This is a genomic window from Micromonospora kangleipakensis (genome assembly GCF_004217615.1).
GTDB lineage: Bacteria > Actinomycetota > Actinomycetes > Mycobacteriales > Micromonosporaceae > Micromonospora > Micromonospora kangleipakensis.
The window spans coordinates 4,826,533-4,846,045 of the sequence record NZ_SHLD01000001.1; the positions used below are offsets into that span (position 1 = coordinate 4,826,533).

The following is a 19,513-nucleotide window of genomic DNA, read 5'->3' on the forward strand; positions in this document are numbered from 1 at the left end:
AAGACGGGGCACTAGCTGCGGCCGCGTTCCGGCGCCTATGATCGCCGCCGCACAGCTTCGAGACAGGAGTCGGCAGTGACGCAGTTGTGGATCGCGGGCCAGCACGTGGCGGGGACCGGAACCTCGGTTACGGTGATCAACCCGGCGACCGAGGAGGTCGTCGCCGCCGTCGGATCCGCGGTTCTTGAGCAGGTCGATAGCGCGGTCCGTGCTGCCCGCGACGCCGCCGACGGCTGGCGGCGTACCCCGGCGGCCGAGCGGGCCGACCTTCTGCACGGGATCGCCACCTGGCTGCGTGAACACTCCGACGCCCTTGCACGGCAGATGTCGATCGAGGGCGGCAAGCCACTGATCGAGAACTCCGACGAGGTCGGCTGGTCGGCGGCCTGCTTCGACTACTACGCGGAGCTGGGCCGGCACGAGCGGGGCCGGGTGCTGCCGCCGGTGGAGGACGGACAGCTGGCGCTGGTCATCAAGGAGCCACTCGGCGTGGTCGCCGCGATCGTGCCGTGGAACTATCCGCTGCTGCTGCTCGCGTGGAAGCTCGCTCCGGCGCTTGCTGCGGGGAACACGGTCGTGGCGAAGCCCTCGCCCTACACGCCATTGTCGACGCTGATGCTTGCCGGGGCCTTTGCCGAGCTGCCGCCGGGTGTTGTGAATCTGGTGACGGGTGGTGCCGAGGTCGGGGAGGCCCTGGTGGTGCACCCCGGTACGGATCTGGTCGCCTTCACCGGTTCCACGGCCGCCGGGCTGCGCATCGGCGAGCTGTGCGCGCGTCAGGTCAAACGCACGCACCTGGAGTTGGGTGGCAAGGACGCCTTCATCGTCTGCGAGGACGCCGATCTCTCGGTCGCGGCACCAGGTGCCGCGTGGGCCGCGTACCTCAACGCCGGGCAGGTCTGCACCTCGGCCGAGCGGTTCTATGTCATGGACTCCGTCTACGACGAGTTCGTCGAGCGGATGGTCGCCGAGGCGGCCGCGGTCCGGCTCGGCGATCCGTTGGCGGCTGGGACCGACATGGGCCCGATGATCGCCGAAGTGCAGCGGGCGAAGGTGGAGGGCCAGCTCGCCTCGGCCCGTGACGGTGGCGCCCGCATCCTGGTCGGCGGCGATCGGGGCGGGTTCGAGCGCGGCTGGTTCCTCTCCCCGTCCGTCGTCGTGGACGCCACCGACGACCTGCCGCTTATGCGGGAGGAGACATTCGGGCCGGTCGCGCCGATCGTGCGGGTCTCCTCGCTGGACGAGGCAATCGCCCGCGCCAACGCGCTGCCCTACGGTCTGGGCGCCAACGTCTACACCAATCGCACCGACTACGCGTATCGCTGCCTGGACGAGCTGAGAGCAGGCACGGTCTGGATCAACGATCCGCTCACCGACAACGATGCCGGGCCCTTCGGCGGCATGAAGGCGTCGGGCAACTCCCGTGAGCTGGGCCCGGAGGGTCTGGAGGCGTTCCGGGAGACCAAGCACGTGCATTGGGACACCCGCGCCGAGCGCAAGCCCTGGTGGTACCCCTACGCGTAGGGAACTGCGCTACGAGCCACCGCGCTGCGCAGGCAGGCCTCGATTACGTGCCTCGATCTCCTACGGAAGCAGTTCACTGTGGCAACGTCGGCCATCGGTGATGAAGGAGGGTGGCTCCCTCATCCGCCTCACCCTGCCGCGTCCCCGGTCCGGACGCCTGATGAAGGGATTCGGGGGTGGTGCTCGCGCTGCTCGACGTGGTCGCGCTCACCGAGCCCAATCTGTTCGCGAACCGGGCCGGCGTCGGCATGGGCATCCTGCTCCTCGCCGGGCTCGTCCGGGCAGCGGCGCGGGGCGTGGCCGCCGGAACCAGTGGGCCGCCCGCCCGGAAGCGCTAACTGCACCAACGAGGGGCTGCGGTACGTGGTCCACCTGACGCGACCCGCCGCATTGTTCTGGCGGCTCGGCGCACGGGGCCGGCCCGGTTGGAGTCCGGGCCGGCCCCGGGTGGTGGGGTGGGTGTGCGTTACGGCGCGGGGACGCCGTCGAGGATGCCCACCGCGTCGGTGCCCGGGGTGACGACGAGCTTGCGGGTGAGGGTGTAGGAGCCACCCGCCGGCACGTCGACGTTGAACCGACTCATCACCCAATTGCCCGTGGCATAGACGTCGAAGGCGCTGGCCGGCGTGCCGTAGACGAGACCGAAGACCTGCGGGTCGGTCCCGGTCATGCCGATGTACGGCTTGGTCGGGGCGTACGCCGCCGTCGCACCCGGCATCACGATGCCGGCGCCCGGGATGACACTGGCCTGGCCGGCCGCGTCGTGGTCCATCGCGTCACCGGTCCACACGCTGAGTGGAGCCCAGCCGGAGTTGCTCAGCTCCGTCGAGACCGTGGCGAAGTTGTCGCCCGGCTTCAGCGTGTACGTCGTCGTCGCCGTCAGACCCGTGAAGCCCTTGACCGGCCCGGACACCCGGACGACGGCCTTGTCGCCGGTCGCCTGGACGATCTGGACGTCGGTCGCCGCCACCGACCGGATGTCCCACGCGCTACCGCCGGTCGGCTGGGTCGCCGAGACGTAGGGCAGGTTGATCCAGTCGAACTGGTCGGCCATGCCGCGGACGGCGATGTCGACCGGCTTGCCGCGGGTGCCACCGGAGAGCTGCGAGTCGTTGTAGGCGTCGGCGATCGCCATCGAGAGCTTGTCGTTCTCGAGCATGACGTCGCCGTAGCCCGCCTCGACCAGACCCGAGCCGATCTGCTTGCCGTAGCTCGCCTCGACCGTGACTGGGCTCAGCGCGACGTCGGCGACGTCGCTGCCCGCCGCCGGCACGGTGACCGTGCCGGTGGCCGTCTGGTAGCCCAGCTTGGACACCCGGACGTCGTACTGACCGGTCGGGGCCTTGACGAGGTACTTGCCCTGGGCGTCGGTGCTCGTGGTCGCGACCACCGTGCCGGCCTGCTCGAGGGCAACTCGGGCACCGGAGACGGCGGCGCCGCCCGCGGTGATCGTGCCGGCCGCGCGAGCGGCGTCCGGGACGGCCGCGTCGTGCAGGTCGACCTCATCGGCCCACTTCGCGATGTTGCGGGTGGGGTCGCCACCGGCGGTCGCGTAGTCGGTCAGGTGGTAGAAGCTGAACTGCTTGGTGGCACCGGGCGCCATCGTGGCGTCGTAGTAGAGACCCTCGACGTAGCCGTACGCACCGACCGCGGTCGGCGTGTCCAGTGCCCACGCGAGACCGTGGGCGGCCTGGCCGTTCGTGGTGGCCGCGTCAGCACCGACGTAGACGTAGTTCCCGGTCCAGCCCGAGGTCTTCAGACCCGCGTTGATGCCGCTGAACCCGGGGATCCGGCCGTTGTCGACCGAGCTGTCGGGGTCGATCATGTAGTTGAAGTAGCCCTGGTAGCCCGTCGTGCCGGTGTTGGTCAGCTCGACCGTCATCTTCACGATCGGAGCGTCGGGCAGGGTCTCGTAGCGGACCTGCGCCTTGATGGCCGGGTTCGCCCGGTACTGACCGTTGCCGACCACGGCAGCGCCGTCGACCGCGAGGTCGGGCAGGTCGAGCTGTTCGTTCGGCCGGTCCCACGAGTCGGGCGGCGTGAGGCTCGGACGCAGCAGCATCTCGCCCCAGTCGAGGGTCTCGGCGCCGTTGGCGTCGTTGAGCATGAGGTCCGACAGCGCGCCCTGGCCCAGACCGCCGACGCCGTTGTTGCCGCCGACGCCGTTGTTGCCGGCGGCGTACGGCGTCACGGACGCCCGGATCTTGTCGTTGGCCAGGTAGTAGTACTCCTTGCCCGTGACGACGTCCGTGCGCGTGCTGCCGTTGCCGTAGTCCGGCGCGTACGTCGACTTGCCGGCGACCGGGTGGGTCACCTTGATCAGCTCCAGGTCGGCCGTCGCGTTGCCGGTGGTGCCGACCGTGACGCTGGACGCCGAGCGGTCGTCGGCGATCAGGCCGCGCTTGGCCGCCGTGACGGTCCAGGTCGACGCCGGCAGGCCGATCCGGTAGTGGCCCTTGGCGTCGGTGCTGGTCACCGCGGTGTCCTGACCGGCGGCGACGGCGGTGACCTTCGCGCCGGCGATCGGAGCGCCCGTCTCCGGGTCGCTGACCGTGCCGGTCACGGTCTCCCAGCGCTGCGCGGACTCGCCGCCCGGCACGTAGGCGTAGAGGTTGCCGTCCCAGGCGCCCGTCACGACGGTGTTGCCGCTGACGGCCGGGCCGGCGCCCACCCAGGTGCCGGTCTCGTGGCTCCACAGGATCTGGCCGGTGTCGGTGGCCAGGGCGTAGAACTTGCCGTTGTTGGCGCCGACGAAGAGCGTGTCGCCGGCCGCGACCGGGCTGGACATGACGCCACCGTGGTAGATGTCGCCGGGCAGCGCCCGCTCCCAGAAGACGTTGCCGGTCTGAGCGTCGAGGGCGACGACGGCGCCGCTCGGGAAGCCCATGTAGACGACGCCGTCCTTGACGGCCGCGGCGCTCGGGGTCGAGCCGCTCGAGACGAGCGAGGAGCGCGAGCTCCGGTAGGTCCACAGCGTCGCGCCGGTCTTGGCGTCACGGGCGGCGATGCCGTTGTTGGCGCCGATGAAGACCTTGCCCTCGGCCGCGGTCGGTACGCCGTCCTGCCAGCTGCCGAGCGACTCGGCTCCGGTCCACTTGCGGGCGCCGGTGGCCAGGTCGTAGGCGAGCACGCGGTCGGCGGTCTCGTTGCCGACGTACACGGTGCCGTCCATGACGGCGGGCGTGCCGTCACTCATGGTCGCGCCGGACATCGGGGAGGCCCAGATCTGCGCGCCGGTGCGGGTGTCGAGCGCCTTGAGGACGCCCTGGCTGCCAATGCCAAAGCGGGCCTGGTAGGGCCAGAGCACGGTGTGGCCGGAGACGGCCGGCGAGTAGTAGCCGTAGGTGCGCTAGTTGTTCGGGGCCGCCGCCTGCTCGGGCACGGCCTTCCAGCGCAGCTCGCCGGTCACAGCGTCCACGGCGTAGAGCTCCGAGCCGAGGGTCGGTGCGAAGATCAGGCCGTCGCCGTAGGCGAGGCTGCCGTGGATCGACTGCGGCACCTCGAAGTTCCACAGCTCCTTGCCGTTCTTGAGCTGGACGGCGTGGATCCGGCTGTTGCCGTCGCCGTTCTCGTCGCGGGTGCCCGCGTAGACGACGCCGTCGTGGATGACCGGCGACCCGGTGAGAAAGGTGCCGTTGGTGCGGAAGCTCCAGGCCAGGCGGCGGCCAGCCTCCTGCGCCGGCGCGACACCGGAGTGGGCCTCGTTGCCGTGGTGCTGGTCCCAGTCGCCGCCGGCGACCGGCTCGAGCGCCGACTCGTCGGTGAGGGTGAAGTCCGCCGACTTGGTCCAGGTCTTGCCCGCCGCGTCGACCACCTTCACGTCGATGCTGTGCTCACCGACCGTCTGCAGGCTGTCGGGCAGGTTGCTCTGCCAGGTGAACTCGCCGCTGTGGTGCAGCGGCATCCAGTTCTTGTCGCCGGCGATCCGGTAGCGCGCCGAGACGACCTCGTCGCCGGTGTCGTAGGCGTTGATCTGGATGCCCGGGAACTTCGCGGCCGGCACCTTCGAGCCCGGCGCGGGGCTGACGATGGTGAGGTGCTCGTTCTCGCCGTACATCCGGAACGGGTTGTCGAAGCCCGGACCCGCCATGTGGATGTAGCGGAAGCCGCGGGGCGCGTTGTCGATCGTGTAGGAGCTCGACACGGTCTGGATGTGCTTGGCGGTCGAGGCGAACGCCGAGTGGTTCTCGACGTGGTTGGAATGCTCGTGGCCGACCAGGATCAGCTGCGCCTTGTAGTGCTCGAGCACGTCACCGAAGGCGTCGTATGTCGACGGCGAGCCGAACGGGACGTTCATCGGCTGGTGGGTAAGGACGACGACCTCGATGTCGTTGGTCGGATCGTCGTCGAGCGGAACGCTCGCGGCGAGGTCGTCCTTGAGCCAGTTCAGCTCCTCGTCGAACGGCGCCGAGCCGTTGTTCTCGAGCACCACGAAGTGCCGGTTGCCGTAGTTGAACGAGTACCACTCCGGGCCGACGTTCTTGCGATAGTTGTCGATCTTGTCCGCGTACGCCGACCCGCTCGCGTACTCGTGGTTGCCGACGGCCGGCCACGCGCCGACGGCCGACTGCTGGGTGCCGCGACGATACGTGTCGAACTGTCCCTGGCTGGCGTCGTTGGTGAGGTCGCCGCTGACCGCGATGAAGCGCAGGTCGGTGCCCGTGGAGTTGATCTCGCGGATCTGGTCGGGCAGCTGCGCGTTGACGTGCGGGTCAGCGATGTTGGCCCAGGAGAAGGTGTCGCCGTCGGAGAGGCCGTCACGGACGAGCGCGAAGTCCGCGGTCGGCGTGGCGTCGTCAGCGAGCTGGCCGAGGTTGGCCCAGAACCTCGGCTCCTTGTACTGGTCCAGGCCGAACCGGTAGCCCCGCGGCTGGCCGGCCCACACGATGTCCGACTTGCGACGGTCGATGGAGATCGTCAGCGAGTAGGAGCCGTCGGCGGCGGTCGTGGTGGCGACCTTGCCGTCGGAGACGCGCACGCCGGCCAGGCCGACCTCGTCGGGGTTGCGCTGGCCGTCGCCGTTGGCGTCGACGTACACGACGCCGCTGACGGTGGCCTCCGGCGGGTCGATGGCGGCCGCCGCGTACGACGTGAGCGGGCCCGCCACGACGCTGGCGGCGAGCCCCAGCGTGGTGGCGTACAGGACGACGCGCAGGCGCGCGCGTGTCCAGGTGAACGCGGACATCGGGATCCTTCGGGGTGGGGGGCGGGAGGTGGGTGTCAGGTCAGGAGCGGGGAGCGTTCGACGAACCAGACCAGACCGGCACCGGCGACGGCGACGGTCGCCGCGACGGTGCCGAGCGTGAGGGCGCGAGCGGCGACCGGCGTGGTCGCGGCCCTGCGCAGGAACAGCAGCGCCGGGAAGGTGAGCGCGATGATCGTCAACTGGGCGAGTTCGATGCCGACGTTGAAGGAGACCAGGTCGGCCAGCGTCGAGGCCGACAGCGGCCCGTCGACGCTGAGCGCGCCCGCGAAGCCGAGCCCGTGCAGCAGCCCGAAGCCGAAGACCACGGGCAGCCGGTGGCTCGTCCTCGGCGAGAGCAGGTTGCCGAGCGCGACGAACGCGATCGACAGCGCGATGAGCGGCTCGACGATCCACCCGGGCACGCTGACCCAGCCGATCGCGGCCAGCACCAGGGTCACCGAGTGTGCGACCGTGAAGGCCGTGGCGACCTCGACGACGTCGCGCAGCCGCTTCGCGCCCAGCAGCAGCGCCAGCAGGAACAGCACGTGGTCGAGCCCGAAGAGCAGGTGCTCCGCCCCGAGCCGGACGAACCGCGGGATCTCGCTGAGCAGGTTGGTGCGCCCCACCGTGACGCTGGTGCGGGCGGTGTCGAGCAACGTCGAACCGCGGCGGCCGTCGATGTCGTAGGCCACCATCGTGGTGGTGTCGTCGATGACGCCGTCGGACGCGCGGAAGATGTCGCTGCGGACGGTGAGCGCGCCGGACGCCGGGCAGTCGTAGGCGAGCGCGACCCGCACCGCGCCGGAGTCGGCGAGTTCGACGCGGGCGTCGTCCTCAGCGGTGCACCCGATCGAGCCGCGGCTCAGCCGCAGCCGCCCGCCGACGTACGCCGCCACGTCGCTCGCGTGCGCGTCCAGCGAACTGCGCCGCACCTCGGTCGGCACCTCGGCGGCCGCGCCGTCCACGCCGACCGCGTCCGGGCTCAGGGCACCGTCGAGACTCAGCAGCCGGGCGAGGACGTCGTACTCCACGTCGACGACAGCCGCGACGCCGTCGCCCTGGCTGCTCAGGTCGACCGCGACCGAGGTCGCGCGGACGTGCGCCTGCGCCGGAGCGGCGACGAGGAACATGGCAACAAGGGCGGCGAGGAACGCCAGCAGACGCACAGGCAATCACTTCCGTCGTGTGTGTGGGGGGGGGAACGGCGGTGGTTCCCCAAACCCTGCAGTGCTCGCTCCACACCCGGCAACTCAAGACGGCCCAATTCACCGAACCTTCCGCTGCCGATCACCCATCGGCCGAAAGCCGGGTTTCTGAGCGCCGAAAGCCGGGTTCGGCCCGGCTACGAGGCCCGTGTACGAAGCCCTGCGCCTGGTGCAGAACATGGTGGAGAACGAGCTGGATCTCGCGCGGATCCAGCGCATCCGGGCGTACTACCACCGCCGGCTGGCCGGCGAGCACGACTTCTTCGCCGACGCGGTGCAGGGCGAGGGCAACATGCGGGCGACCTGGGCGGCGGTCGGTAACGCGCCCCGGCGGGCGCAGCTGTTGCTGACTACGGCGGCGATGGTGGGCGCGGTGAACGCGCTGCTGGTGGGGCTCGCGGTCACGCTGCTGGCCAGGCTCGCGGGGCTGTCGTCCGCGTTCGCGATCGGCGTCGGCACCGTTTTCGCTCTGCTGGCCTTCGCCGCCCAGGTCGCCTACATCAACCGCGAGTCCGGCAAGAAGAAGATCGTCCTGGCCCGCTCCGTGCACAACGACCGACTCATCGATGTACCTCGATTGACATCCATCCGACGGCTGGGCTCGCGCGTCACCGCCTGAGCACGTCCGGAGGCGGCGGTCGCGAAGAACGTCATGGTGTTGCCGGCCGACCAGTCATTCTCGGCCGCACCCGCACCGAGGACACCCTGACACCACGCGGTGGTGCCCGTGACCGTGTACGGTTCACGGGCACCACCGGTCATGTCGGTTACTACGGAGCGCAGGACTCCTGATCGAAGTGGCCGGGGGTCTTCGGGAACGCCGGGCCGGAACCGTGGTCCCGGAGGTCCGACTGGTAGACGAGCGCGAGCTCGCCGAAGGCGGCCGTGCCCGGCACCGTGACGTCCACCGGAGCCTGTCCCGCGCCGAGCGCACCCGCCCACTTCAGCAGGAACGCCTGCATGTCCGGGCTGTGCTGGCGCACGTCGTTATATCCCCCGTAGGCCGCGTTGCAATGCGTGTAGATGTTGTAGGCGCCGCCCCAGTCGAGCAGCCGGTCACCCGGGTTCGGCCCGTTATCCGTGACATCACCCTGCAGCACGTCCCGGTCCCAGCCGCCATAGATCCAGTCGATCCCGGTGTGGTGCTGGTTGTTGGCCGGGTCGGCGTCGTCGAGGCCGGTCATCTCGAACCAAGCGCACGGATCGACGACGGTGCCGGTGAGGTCCTCGCCCGGCCACGGCGTCGCAACGCAGCCGTTCGGGTACGACCCGCGCGGCCGGAAGTCGAGCACGTCCGCCCCGAGGCTGCCGGTCTGCGGATCGACGGACGGGCCAGAGGTTGCGCCCTTGCCGCCGAAGACGTAGTCGACCAGGGAGTCTCCCGCGCCGCGGTCGTTGGGGTTGGCCGGGTCATCGCTGCCCTTGCCGCCCCACAGCACGTCCGCGCCGTCGTCGCCGAACACGCTGTCGCCGCCGCTGTCGCCGTTGGCGAGGTCGTCGCCGACGGCCGCGTGCATCGAGTCGTGCCCGGCACCGCCGCGCATCCGGTCGTTGCCGCCGAACGCCTCACCGTCGTACGGCATCGGTGCCGAGGTCGCCGTGCCGACGAACACGTCGCCGTTGACGTCGTGGCGCAGGTCCGTCTGCCTGCTCACCGACCCGGTGGTGAAGCCGGTGTAGGTGATCTGCGGGACCTGGTTGTAGGAGACCGTGAAGGTCCGGGAGCCGTCCTCCCGCAGGTCCACCACGCCCCCGCGGTCGCCCACCATGGCGTCCTCACCGGCGTCGCCCCACATTTGATCGTGCCCGAGCTCACCGTACATGTCGTCGTCCTGGTCGCCGCCGTAGAGCAGATCGTTCCCGTCCTGCCCGTACAGGGTGTCGTCGCCGGGACCACCGCGCACGGTGTCGTCGCCGTACGCGTCCGGTTGCTCGCAGGTGCCCTGCGGCCGGGTCGCGCAGAACCGGGTGGCCTGCTGCCCCGGACCGGCCACCCGGACGTACGCGGCGCCGTCCGGAGCGGGCGTCGGATACCGCATGGTGTAGACCCGGTCCCGGACCAGGCCCGCGCCGGTCTCGGTACCCGCCGGGACGGGTTGACCGGCGAAGTCACGCACGTCGCGGGCCGCCGTACCGTTGTCACCGATCGCGTAGTCGGCAGCGCCGTCGCCCTCGACCTTGTCACCACCATCGCGGAATCCGGCGATCGTGCTCCCGCCGAGCAGGTCGTCCTGCCCGTCGGGTGCGCCGAGGTCGCCCTCCAGCACCGCTACCGGGCTCGGTGTCCCAGGCCAGACCAGCGGCGGCAGCGCGACGCCACCCTCGGCGAGCCTGCGGTCACCCCACATCCGGTCGGCGCCGCCGTTGCCCTCGACGTAGTCGTCGTGGCCGCCGCCGGAGATCGCATCCGGGCCGTCCTGCCCGAGTACGACATCCACGCCCGACCCACCAGAGATCTGGTCGTCACCTGAGCGGCCGGTCGCCGGCGTGAGCAGGTCGTTCGCGGACTGTTGCAGGTCGTACGGGCGCAGCGTGCGCCGCTGGGTGACCACGTTGAGCGGGTTGACCCGCAGGGTCCGGTGGTCGTACGGCGCAACCCGGGCGATCAGGCCGTTGTCGCCGAGTACGGCGTCGTCGCCGTCCCCGCCATACACGACGTCCCCACCGTCCGGCTGTCCCCTGGTGGTGTCACCGGTGTCGGCACCGTCGACGGTGGAGCCGCCACCGGTCAGCTCGTCGTCGCCCGAGCCGCCCTCGACCCAGTCGGCGTCCGCGCCGCCCTCGACGTAGTCGCCGCCGTCCTCGCCCTTGACCCGGTCGTTGCCGGCCTGGCCGAGCGCCACGTCGTCGCCCTCGCCGGCGGCGATGATGTCCGCACCGTGTGTGCTGGGCAGGGTCACCGCAGCGAGGTCGTACGGCGTGATGGAGCGCGGCGTCGCCACCCGCCCGAGGACAAGCTGGCTCGGCGTGCCCTCGCGGAGCACAGCACCGTTGTCGCCGATGGCGACGTCGGCGCCCCGCCCGCCGGTGATCACGTCGCCCGCGTCCAGCTGGCCGACCGTGGTCTGCCCGCTGCCGGAGACCGGGAACCAGCCGCCACCGACGAGGTCGTCCTGGCCGTCACCGCCGCCGATGATGTCGCGGTCCTGTCCGCCCTCGGCATAGTCGTCCTGCGCCCCGGCGTCGATGACGTCGGTGCCGCCCTGACCGAAGATGAGGTCGACGCCGTCGGCACCGGCGATCTCATCGCCGCCGGACGTTCCGGCCACGGGTGCGTGACCGAGGTCGTACAGCAGCACCTGGCGGAGCCGGGTGTCCGGCAGGCCGCGCCCGCGCGTGATGGGGTGTGCGGCGGCCGACGCGGCCGGCGAGATTACCGCGTTGTCGCCGGCGATGACGTCGAGGCCGGACTCGCCGAAGAGGTGGTCACCGGTATCCGGCCGGCCGACCGTCGGCCCGCTCGGACCGTCGAGCGCGATCTGCGAGCTGCCGCCGAGCATGTCGTCGTCACCGTCGCCGCCGTACACCGTGTCCTCGCCGTTGTTGCCCTCCAGGTAGTCGGCTTCGGCATTGCCGTACACGGTGTCGCCGTCAAGACCGCCGTATCCGGTGTCCGGGCCGGGTCCTCCGAAGATGAGATCCTTGCCACCCTCGGCCGGCGCGGCCGAGGTGATCGCGAGGTCGTACGGGGTCCCGCGGCCGAACTGGTCGGGAATGCCGTTGTCCCCGATGATCAGGTCGTCGCCGAGGTCGCCGTAGATCCGGTCACCGGTGTCCGGCCGGCCGGCGAGTTGCGTGCCGCCGACCAGGATGTCGCGGGCGTCGCCGCCGTAGATCGCGTCGGCGCCGTTGTTGCCCTCGACCGTGTCGGTCTGGTTGCCGCCGAAGAGGAAGTCGCCACCGTCGTTGCCGTACAGCTTGTCCTCGCCGTCGCGGCCGAAGACGTGGTCCACCCCGGCGCCGCCCCAGGCCTGGTCGGCACCGGCACCGGCGTCGACCGTGTCGTCGCCGGACTGGCCGCAGACCCGATCGTCGCCACCGCCCGCGTACACCTCGTCGTTGGCGCCACCGGCGTTGACTGCCTCCACTCCGGTACCGCCGAAGACGCGGTCCGGCCCGTCGTCAATGGACGGAGGCGGCGGGTCGTCCGGGTCGGACGCGACCGCGGTGCCCGGACCGCAGCCCAGCTTCTCCTCCAGGTCGGTGTCAAGCCCCACGCTGCGGTCGCCGAAGACGGTCGCGCCGCCGTCGCCGCCGTAGATATGGTCGCCGCCGGCACCGCCGACGAGGGTCTTGTGCCTGGGGGTGTGTGGGTTGGGCTTGCGGGTCACGGTACGGGTAGTCGCGGGACCTTCCCCGGTCACCGTTGCCGGTTCGGCCACCAGCAGGTCGTCCTGCGGGCCGCCGTACAGCATGTCCCGGCCGTACGCGCCCATCAGGATGTCCGCCCCGCCGTGCCCGTAGAAGTGCGCCCGCTGGTCGACCGTGGACTGGCCGGTGACGAGGTCGACACCGTCACTGCCGTGCACGATGTCGTCGCCGGTACCGCTGTCCACGGTGTTGGTGGTGCCGACGTCGCCACTGCCCGGCTCATTGGGGCCCAGGTCGCCCTGTCCGCCGGTGTAGATGTGGTCCTGGTTCGAGCCACCGCCGATCCGATCGCTACCCGGGCCACCGACCACCGTCACGCCGGCCGAGCGGTACTTGGGCTTGTCGGCCGCCGGCACGACATCCACCTGCGCGCTGTCGGAGAGCACGCCGACGTTGTCGGCGCCGCCGCCGGCGTAGACGTCGGTGTGGCCCAACCCGACCGAGATGATGTCGTTGCCGTCCGAGGCGATCGCTGTGGTGTCACCATGCCGGACCGTGCCGGCGTTCGGCATCAATATCCTGTTTTCGCTGCCGTCGCGGTCGAATGCCACCTCGATCGGGTCGAACCCGATGCTCGCGTCGCCGGCCACCCAGTCGTCGGCGTTGCCAACGGTCAGCGTGTCGGTTCCCGCGGTCGGCGGGTCCGCGCCCGGCGCCGGTGTGTTGGAGCCACCGGCGACGTGTGCCTTGGCGGCGCTGGAGCGGTCCACCGACAGCGCCGGCCGGTCGCCGGCCGTGATGGTGTCCGCGCCGCCGTTGCCGTCCACCCAGGACTCACCGCTGCCGGTGCGGACAGTGTCATCGTTGTCGCCACCGAACACGACGGTCTTGCGGTCGAATGGCACATCCTGCTCGCCGGGAGTGAACAGCGCGTCGATCCGTCCGTCGTAGCCGCGCGCGTCGAGCACGACGGTTCGCACGTTGTCGAACTGCTCGCTGATGCCCAGCGCGGTCACGCTGACCGTGGCGAGACCGCTGGACGACGCGGTTGTCTGCCGGACCACGAACTTCTCCGCCTTCGTGCCACCGTTGTCCCAGGCCTTGTCGCCGCGGAACTCCTGTTTTCCGAGCCGCCCGGCGAACAGGTAGAGCGTCTCGCCCTCCACCTCGCCCAGCTTGGGCGGCGGCGGGGTGCAGTCCGGCCGGACGGAGAAGTCGAGCAGCGTGGCATCGACCAGCGTGAAGCTGAACGAGGCGCAGAACGGGCAGACGCCGAGCGTGAGATAGACGCGGATGAAGACGCTCAGCCTGCCGTCCACATTAAACAGACAGAGCGCGTTGTCCATCGCGGTCGTGAGGAACTCGAAGAACCGGAACTTGCCGTCGTTGTTCGGGTCGTTCCAGGTGAACGAGACGGTCAGGGCGATGCCGCCCTTGATGCCGACCTCGATGACCACCGCCGTCACGGCGGCACCCGCGGCCAGCTCACCGGAGAACTGCACCACCGGTGCCGGCTTGCCGGACGCGTCGGTGGTCTTGAAGTACAGGCTGTTCAGGATCTTGGCGTCGACCTTGCCCTGCTCCACGGCGGTACGCAGGCCGAAGGTGTCGAATCCGGCGCGGACGCGCAGGGTCACCGACGCGCTGCCGGAGATCGTGACCATGACCGGTGGCGGCGCGTACACCGGGCCGAACGACTGACTGAACGAGAAGCCCAGCGTCAGCGGTCCGGAGTCGAACTCCGCCAGCGGCACGTCCTGACCGAGCAGCAGGCCGAAGATGAGCGACCGGTTCTCCAGCGCGGGGAACGTGAAGCCCGGGTGGTCGGTGTCGCCGCCGGAGGTGTTTTGCAGGTCGGCGTCGGTCTTCTTGTCAATCTGTTCCAGCGGCGAACCGGTGCCTTTCTCCGTCTGGGTACCGAGGAAGCGCGATGCGACATCCGGCGTGTTCGCCGTCGTCAGCGCTTCGCTCTTCTTGATCGTCACGTCACCGACAAACACGCAGCTCGAACACGACGCGTTGGCGGTGCCGATCTTGCCCAGGACGTCACCGACCTGCGTGAACACCTTCACGAACTCGTCGAACTTCGGACCGCCGGCGAGCGTCGAGAACGTCTGCGCGATGGTGAGCAGGCTGACGTCGCCGCCGCCGGCCGCCCGGCTCAGGTCGCTGAGCACCGGGACCGGCGCCTTGATGGTGTCCACGATCGGTTTGATCGGCTGGTACACCCTGTTGATCTCATCGAAGATCGGCCCGAGGACCTTGTTGAGGAACGCCCCGGAGTCGATCTCCACGTCCTGGAAGGCCAGCTCAGAGAGGTTGCCACCGGCGTCGGAGCCCGGGGTCAGCGGGTCCCAGACCCACTTGAGCCGGAAGGTGGCCCCCACGCCCGGCAGCGCCGAGTCGGCCTTGGCGGTCAGCCGCAGTTTGATGTCCGAGGTCGCGGTCAGCTTGATCTGGAACAGCGAGCTGACGTTCTCGACCGTCTTCAACGTGGACAGGTCGATCCGGTCGCCGCCGCCCGGCGCCTGCAGGTTGAAGCTGAACGAGCCGGAGAACAGCGGCGTGCTGGTCGGGTTGAGGCTCTTGGCGGTCACCCGGATGAACGCGAGCTGCGCCTCGATGTCGGACGGCAGCGACAGGCTCGCGGCGAGCTGGAACTCGGGCGTGGCCTCGTCCGGATCCTTGGTGTACACCACGAACCCCCGGTCGCGGTCGAGACCGACCTTCACGTGCATCCGCCACCCGATGGCGCCCTTCACCTTGCCGGCGCCCGGGGCCGCCTTCACCGACAGGCCGGGAATGCCCAGGTCCAGTGGCACCTCCACCGAGCACTCCGGGGTGGTGCAGGAGCTCGGGTTCGGAACATTGCCCTGGCCGATGTCGAGGCTGACGGTAATGCCCTGAATTTGGTCGGCCGGGCAGTTCACCAGCTTCGGCGGCTCCGACGGAAGGTCCGGCAGGTTCGCCGACCCGGCGCCTGCGGGCAGCGCGTCGTCGAACGAGGACGTCGTTTGCCCGGGCAGGCTGACGATGCTGCGCCACTCGGCCGTGCCGACCTTCCGCAGGATCGTGTAGCCCGTCGCGGACGGGCTGGGCGTCCAGGTCACCCGGTTCTTGTGGGTCGAGCTCAGCGATGCCTCGTTCTTCGGCTTCTCCGGCGCGGTGACGGCCAGCGTGTAGCCGGTACCGTCGCCGCGGAACGCCACCACCCGGTACTCGTAATCCGTCGTGCCCTTCGGGTCCGGGTCGGCCAGCACCGAGACGTGCACATTGGTGACCGGAGCCAGCGTGGCCTTGCAATCGGCCTGCGCGTTCACCTGAGCGCCGTCCGGGAGCACGTCCTCCACCTGGTTTTCCAGCCAGCTCTCGGCGCTGTTAAAGTCGCTGAACTTCAGGTTGCCGCCGTTGGCGGTCGGCCCGAGCACGGTGGTCAACGCGTTGCGCATCTTGTCCAGGAACGCCTTGCCCTGTTGGAGATCCTCGCCGACGACCGGCAGCGTGCCGCCCGCGTCGGCGACCTTGATCGCGAGGTCCAGGTAGCGCAGGTAGCTGTCCAGGCCGTCGCCCATCGTGCCGAGGTCGAGGGCGACCGAGCTGAACAGCGCCGAGAGGTCGGGGGCGAACAGCTTCGGCTTGCCGTCGGACAGGTTGCCGTCGGTCGAGGTGAAGCCGTCCACCGGGAGCCGGACGAGCAGCGGCTGGGACGACGCTGATTGCCAGGTGGTGCCGAGCTTGTAGTAGACGGGCAGCCTGGCGCAGACCGCGAGCGGCACCGAGGTGTCCATGTCGGTGCAGTTCTTGGGGCGGCCGGTGAACCCGATCGAGAGCCCACCAAGGAAGTTGCCGAGGGTGTCTTCGCCGGCACTGCCGGTGGCGCCGAACTCGACATCGGCCTGCAGTTGCGCGCCCGACGGGTTGGCGCCGGGGTTGCCGAGCGCCACCGCCAGCGGACCCAGGTTCGCGGTGAATGCCGAGTTGGGCGAGCTCTCGATCTCGGCCCGCACGGTGAGCTTCGACGCGCCCTTGTCCACCTTTAGGTTGGCCAGCGGGTCGGCGGCGGTCGCGGGCGTCATGGGCACCAGCAGGACCAGCTTGACCTGCCCGGTCAGCGTGGTGCTGAGCATGCCCTGCGCGGTCGTGCCGACCATGCTCTTGTCACCCAGCGACAGGTTGAGCGGGACGTCGGTGTGGTAGGACCGCTGCCAGTCCACGATCAGCTTCAACCTCGGCGGGCTGGTCGTGGTGTCCACGGCGAAGCCGACGCCGGTGCCGCCGAGCGCCGTGTTGAGTTGGCCCACCATGTCCTGCAGGGTGCTGCTCGGGTCGGCGGTGAGCCGGTCCACGGCCATCGTCAGTTCGTCACCGATCACGTACGGGGTACCGGAGGCCGGCTGGCTCCCGCTCGGGAAGGCCTCGACGAACGTGAGCTTCCTGGCCGCGGCGTCCACGGCAGACACCACCATCAGCTGAGAGCCGATGACGATCCGCCGGCCCACGTACTTCTCCGGCGTGAATGGCTTGGACGGGTCGGTGAGCGAGTTGCTGCCGTACTGCACGCCGGTACCGCCACCGGTCTCGGTGGAGCCGAGCAGGTCGCCGACGCTGCGACCGACCAGCGGGACCTTCGTGTCGAGCGGGCCGCCGGAGAGCCCGTGCATCCGGCCGGAGACCTCGCGCAGTGCGGCGAGCAGCGCGCCGAACAGCGCCTGCGGATTGTTCGGGTCGAAGTTGGCGAACGCCTGCAGCGCGGAGAGTTGGACGGAGGGCTGGACGTTCTGCGGCTGCCGCACGTCCGCCATGGTCAGGGTCAGGTTGGCGGTGGGCGACCCGCCGAAGAACGAGGCGTTCCCCGGTACGGACAGCGCGAGGTTGGCGTACGCCTGGCCGTTGACGGTGGCGTTGACGGTGGCGCCGGGCTGCGTCCGTAGCCGGTCGAAGAGCGCCGGGATGGCGATGTCGCCGTCCGGGTCGCCGATGCCGGATTTGAGCCCGACCGACAGCAGGTGGGTGTCCGGGGGCGGTGCTCCGCCGTCGGGACAGGCCGCCGGGGCGCCCTTGGTGCACATGCGCAACCCGCCGGTGACCCGTACCTGCAGGAAGCCCGTGTTCGCGGTGACATCGACCGCGGTGGAGATCGGAGCGTCCGCGGTGACCAGCGCGGTGCCGGTGTGCAGCATGATGCGCTGGGCCGGCAGCGGCTGCGACGTCACGATGGTGGCCATCCCGCTGGTGTTGGTCGCCGTGTACGGGCAGGCCGGCGTGCACTCGTTGCCGGTACGGGCGCGCTGCAGGTCGAGCACGAGCGGCAGCCGTACCTGATAGTTGGGTGTGACCTGAGCCAGCGGAGCGTTGGCGTTCGCGGCCTTGACACCGGTGGCGCCGGCCAGCGCGTCGCCGAGTTCCACCTGGCCGGTACGCGCGTCGGCACCGCTGATGCTGTACGGCGGCTTCGGGTTCGCCGCCGACGCGGCGTCGTTGGACGGCGTGCCGCCCTTCCACAGCGATGCCGGCGGGTTGGCGCCGAACGGTGCGGCGGACAGCACCAGCGTGTGCGGATCGCCCGGCTTGACCTTGTCGATGAGCGCCACCGACGCGCCCGCCGTCACCTGGTGCCCGGCGACCAACTGGTCGGTGAAGTTCTTGCTGGTGTCGCGCAGCTCGGTGTCGGAGTAGGTGACGCCGGGTCCGGACCCGGTGAGCGAGGGCCCGACGACGTCGAGCGCCTGTGCCGTGCCATCGGTGCGGGTGAGCCCGATGGTGAGGCGCAGCTTGCGCTTGTCGGGCTGGTAGTTGCCATCGGTGACGCTGACCGTGACCGGTACCTCGTTGGCGCCCACCTTGACGGTGCCCTGCAGCTTGCTGATCAGCTCCTGGATCGAACCGAACCGCGGCTTGCCGACGTCGATGAGCTTGGCCGGATCGGCCGTACCGGGCGGCGCCTGGGTCACGTTCTGTTCGAGGAATTTCAGCAGCGCCTCCTCGGGCAGCACCGCGTCGGTCAGGTTTCCGCGCATGAACGGCAAGCTCGTGTCGCCGGCCCGCAGCGCCGCCCGCAGCGTCACAGCGAGCTGGGCCAGGCCATCCGCGAGGTCGCGCGGGCTCATCGTGAGGAACGCCTCGATCGGTGCGAACGAACCGTCCGGATAGGACACGGAGACCGGCGTCATGCCCAGATTGCTGGAGGCGACGGTGACCGTGACGGCCGCCGTGTTGGGCAGGTTCGCAATCGCTCCGGTACTCGTACCGACGATGGTGACGGTCCCGGAGACGGAACCGGCCAGGGTGACCGTGGCAAGCCCGCTCACCGCGCCATCACCGGCCAGCTCGCCGTCGCGCTCGCCGCCGGTGCCGTTGGACTCCTTCACCGCGATCAGGCCATCCCCGTTGGGGTCGGCGAGCCGGGCGGAGATGGAGGCGTTGAGGTTGTATGTGCCGCCCGACAACTGCACGCCGAGAATGCCGAGCGATGCCTTGGAGGTGGCCAGGTTGCCGACCTTGCCGCCGATCGTGACGTCCAACGTCGGTCCCGCCTCGGCGGTGTTCCGGATCCCGACAAACCCGTTCGGCGGCGCCGGGTCGTACACCAATGTGAAGCGGAGCTTGCCCTCCAGGGTCGCCTCGATCCCGCCGCTTGACGTGAACGAGAACGGCGCCGGTCCGCCCGCGATGCCGAGGCCCGCGTCGACCGTCCGTTTGACCGCCACGTTGACCAGGATCTCGGTGCTGCCGCCTTGCTCCGTGACCGGACCGGCCGCGACGGTGATCGCCCGCGCGTCGCCGAGCGTATGGTCGGCGCCGTCCAGGATCGAGGCGAACTCGCTCAACGAGCTGGCGCTTGACAGGCCGCCGAGCTTCGCCGCCTTCCAGTCACCGTAGAGCGTCGAGAGGCCGAGTCCGGCCGCGCCGCTCGGCGTCAGGTTCAGGCTGGGCACCGGCTGCCCCAGCGGGCCGACGGCGCCGAGTTGGGCGACCTTGCCGAACCATTCCTCCAGGCCGGCGGCCACTCGGGCAGCAGCCGGGTCGGCTGCCCGCGCCGCGACCGGTGGTAGCACCACGAAAGTGGAGATGCTCACCACCATGGCCGACATCAACGAGATCAGCGGACGCCACGCCGGTCGTACCATCGGTACACCCCCAGCCGCCACAACAGGTTGTACGGACGGTAACTGCGGCAGTGTCTGACAGGCAGGTGACTGAGCGGCCAGACATGATGTCGAGTTGCCGACACGGGAGATGTGGGCCGGGCACCGCGCGGGTGCTCGCAGTGGGCAGGTACGGCACCGAC

Annotated in this window: 7 protein-coding genes; 3 read left to right on the forward strand and 4 right to left on the reverse strand. The window is 70.2% G+C overall.

Annotation, left to right across the window (positions count from 1 at the left end):
• Positions 1 to 75 precede the first annotated feature (75 nt).
• Together EV384_RS23285 and EV384_RS35010 are read left to right on the forward strand one after the other, a co-directional pair.
• Complete coding sequence (locus EV384_RS23285; RefSeq protein WP_207232429.1) at positions 76 to 1,524, forward strand: aldehyde dehydrogenase family protein; 1,449 nt, start codon at positions 76 to 78, stop codon at positions 1,522 to 1,524.
• Between the two features lie 176 nt (positions 1,525 to 1,700).
• On the forward strand, positions 1,701 to 1,862 hold the full coding sequence (locus tag EV384_RS35010) for a hypothetical protein (protein WP_165440038.1): 162 nt from the start codon (positions 1,701 to 1,703) through the stop codon (positions 1,860 to 1,862).
• A gap of 128 nt (positions 1,863 to 1,990) precedes the next feature.
• Here EV384_RS35010 and EV384_RS23290 read toward each other — a convergent pair whose 3' ends face one another.
• The 3 genes from EV384_RS23290 to EV384_RS23300 are packed head-to-tail and all read right to left on the reverse strand — an operon-like array spanning position 1,991 to position 7,875.
• On the reverse strand, positions 1,991 to 4,831 hold the full coding sequence (locus EV384_RS23290) for an outer membrane protein assembly factor BamB family protein (RefSeq protein ID WP_130336517.1): 2,841 nt from the start codon (positions 4,829 to 4,831) through the stop codon (positions 1,991 to 1,993).
• A gap of 42 nt (positions 4,832 to 4,873) precedes the next feature.
• Positions 4,874 to 6,709, reverse strand: a complete 1,836-nt coding sequence (locus tag EV384_RS23295) for a metallophosphoesterase N-terminal domain-containing protein (RefSeq protein ID WP_130336519.1) — start codon at positions 6,707 to 6,709, stop codon at positions 4,874 to 4,876.
• 35 nt (positions 6,710 to 6,744) lie between these two features.
• Complete coding sequence (locus EV384_RS23300; RefSeq protein ID WP_130336521.1) at positions 6,745 to 7,875, reverse strand: HupE/UreJ family protein; 1,131 nt, start codon at positions 7,873 to 7,875, stop codon at positions 6,745 to 6,747.
• Positions 7,876 to 8,062: 187 nt separating this feature from the next.
• Between EV384_RS23300 and EV384_RS23305 the strand changes: the two genes are divergently transcribed.
• Entirely contained in the window at positions 8,063 to 8,533 is a 471-nt protein-coding gene (locus EV384_RS23305; protein WP_130336523.1) for a hypothetical protein, read from the forward strand.
• Between the two features lie 151 nt (positions 8,534 to 8,684).
• Here the strand turns inward: EV384_RS23305 and EV384_RS23310 are convergent, their stop codons facing one another.
• Positions 8,685 to 19,352, reverse strand: coding sequence for a calcium-binding protein (locus EV384_RS23310; protein WP_130336525.1), 10,668 nt, complete (start codon positions 19,350 to 19,352; stop codon positions 8,685 to 8,687).
• Between the last annotated feature and the right edge of the window lie 161 nt (positions 19,353 to 19,513).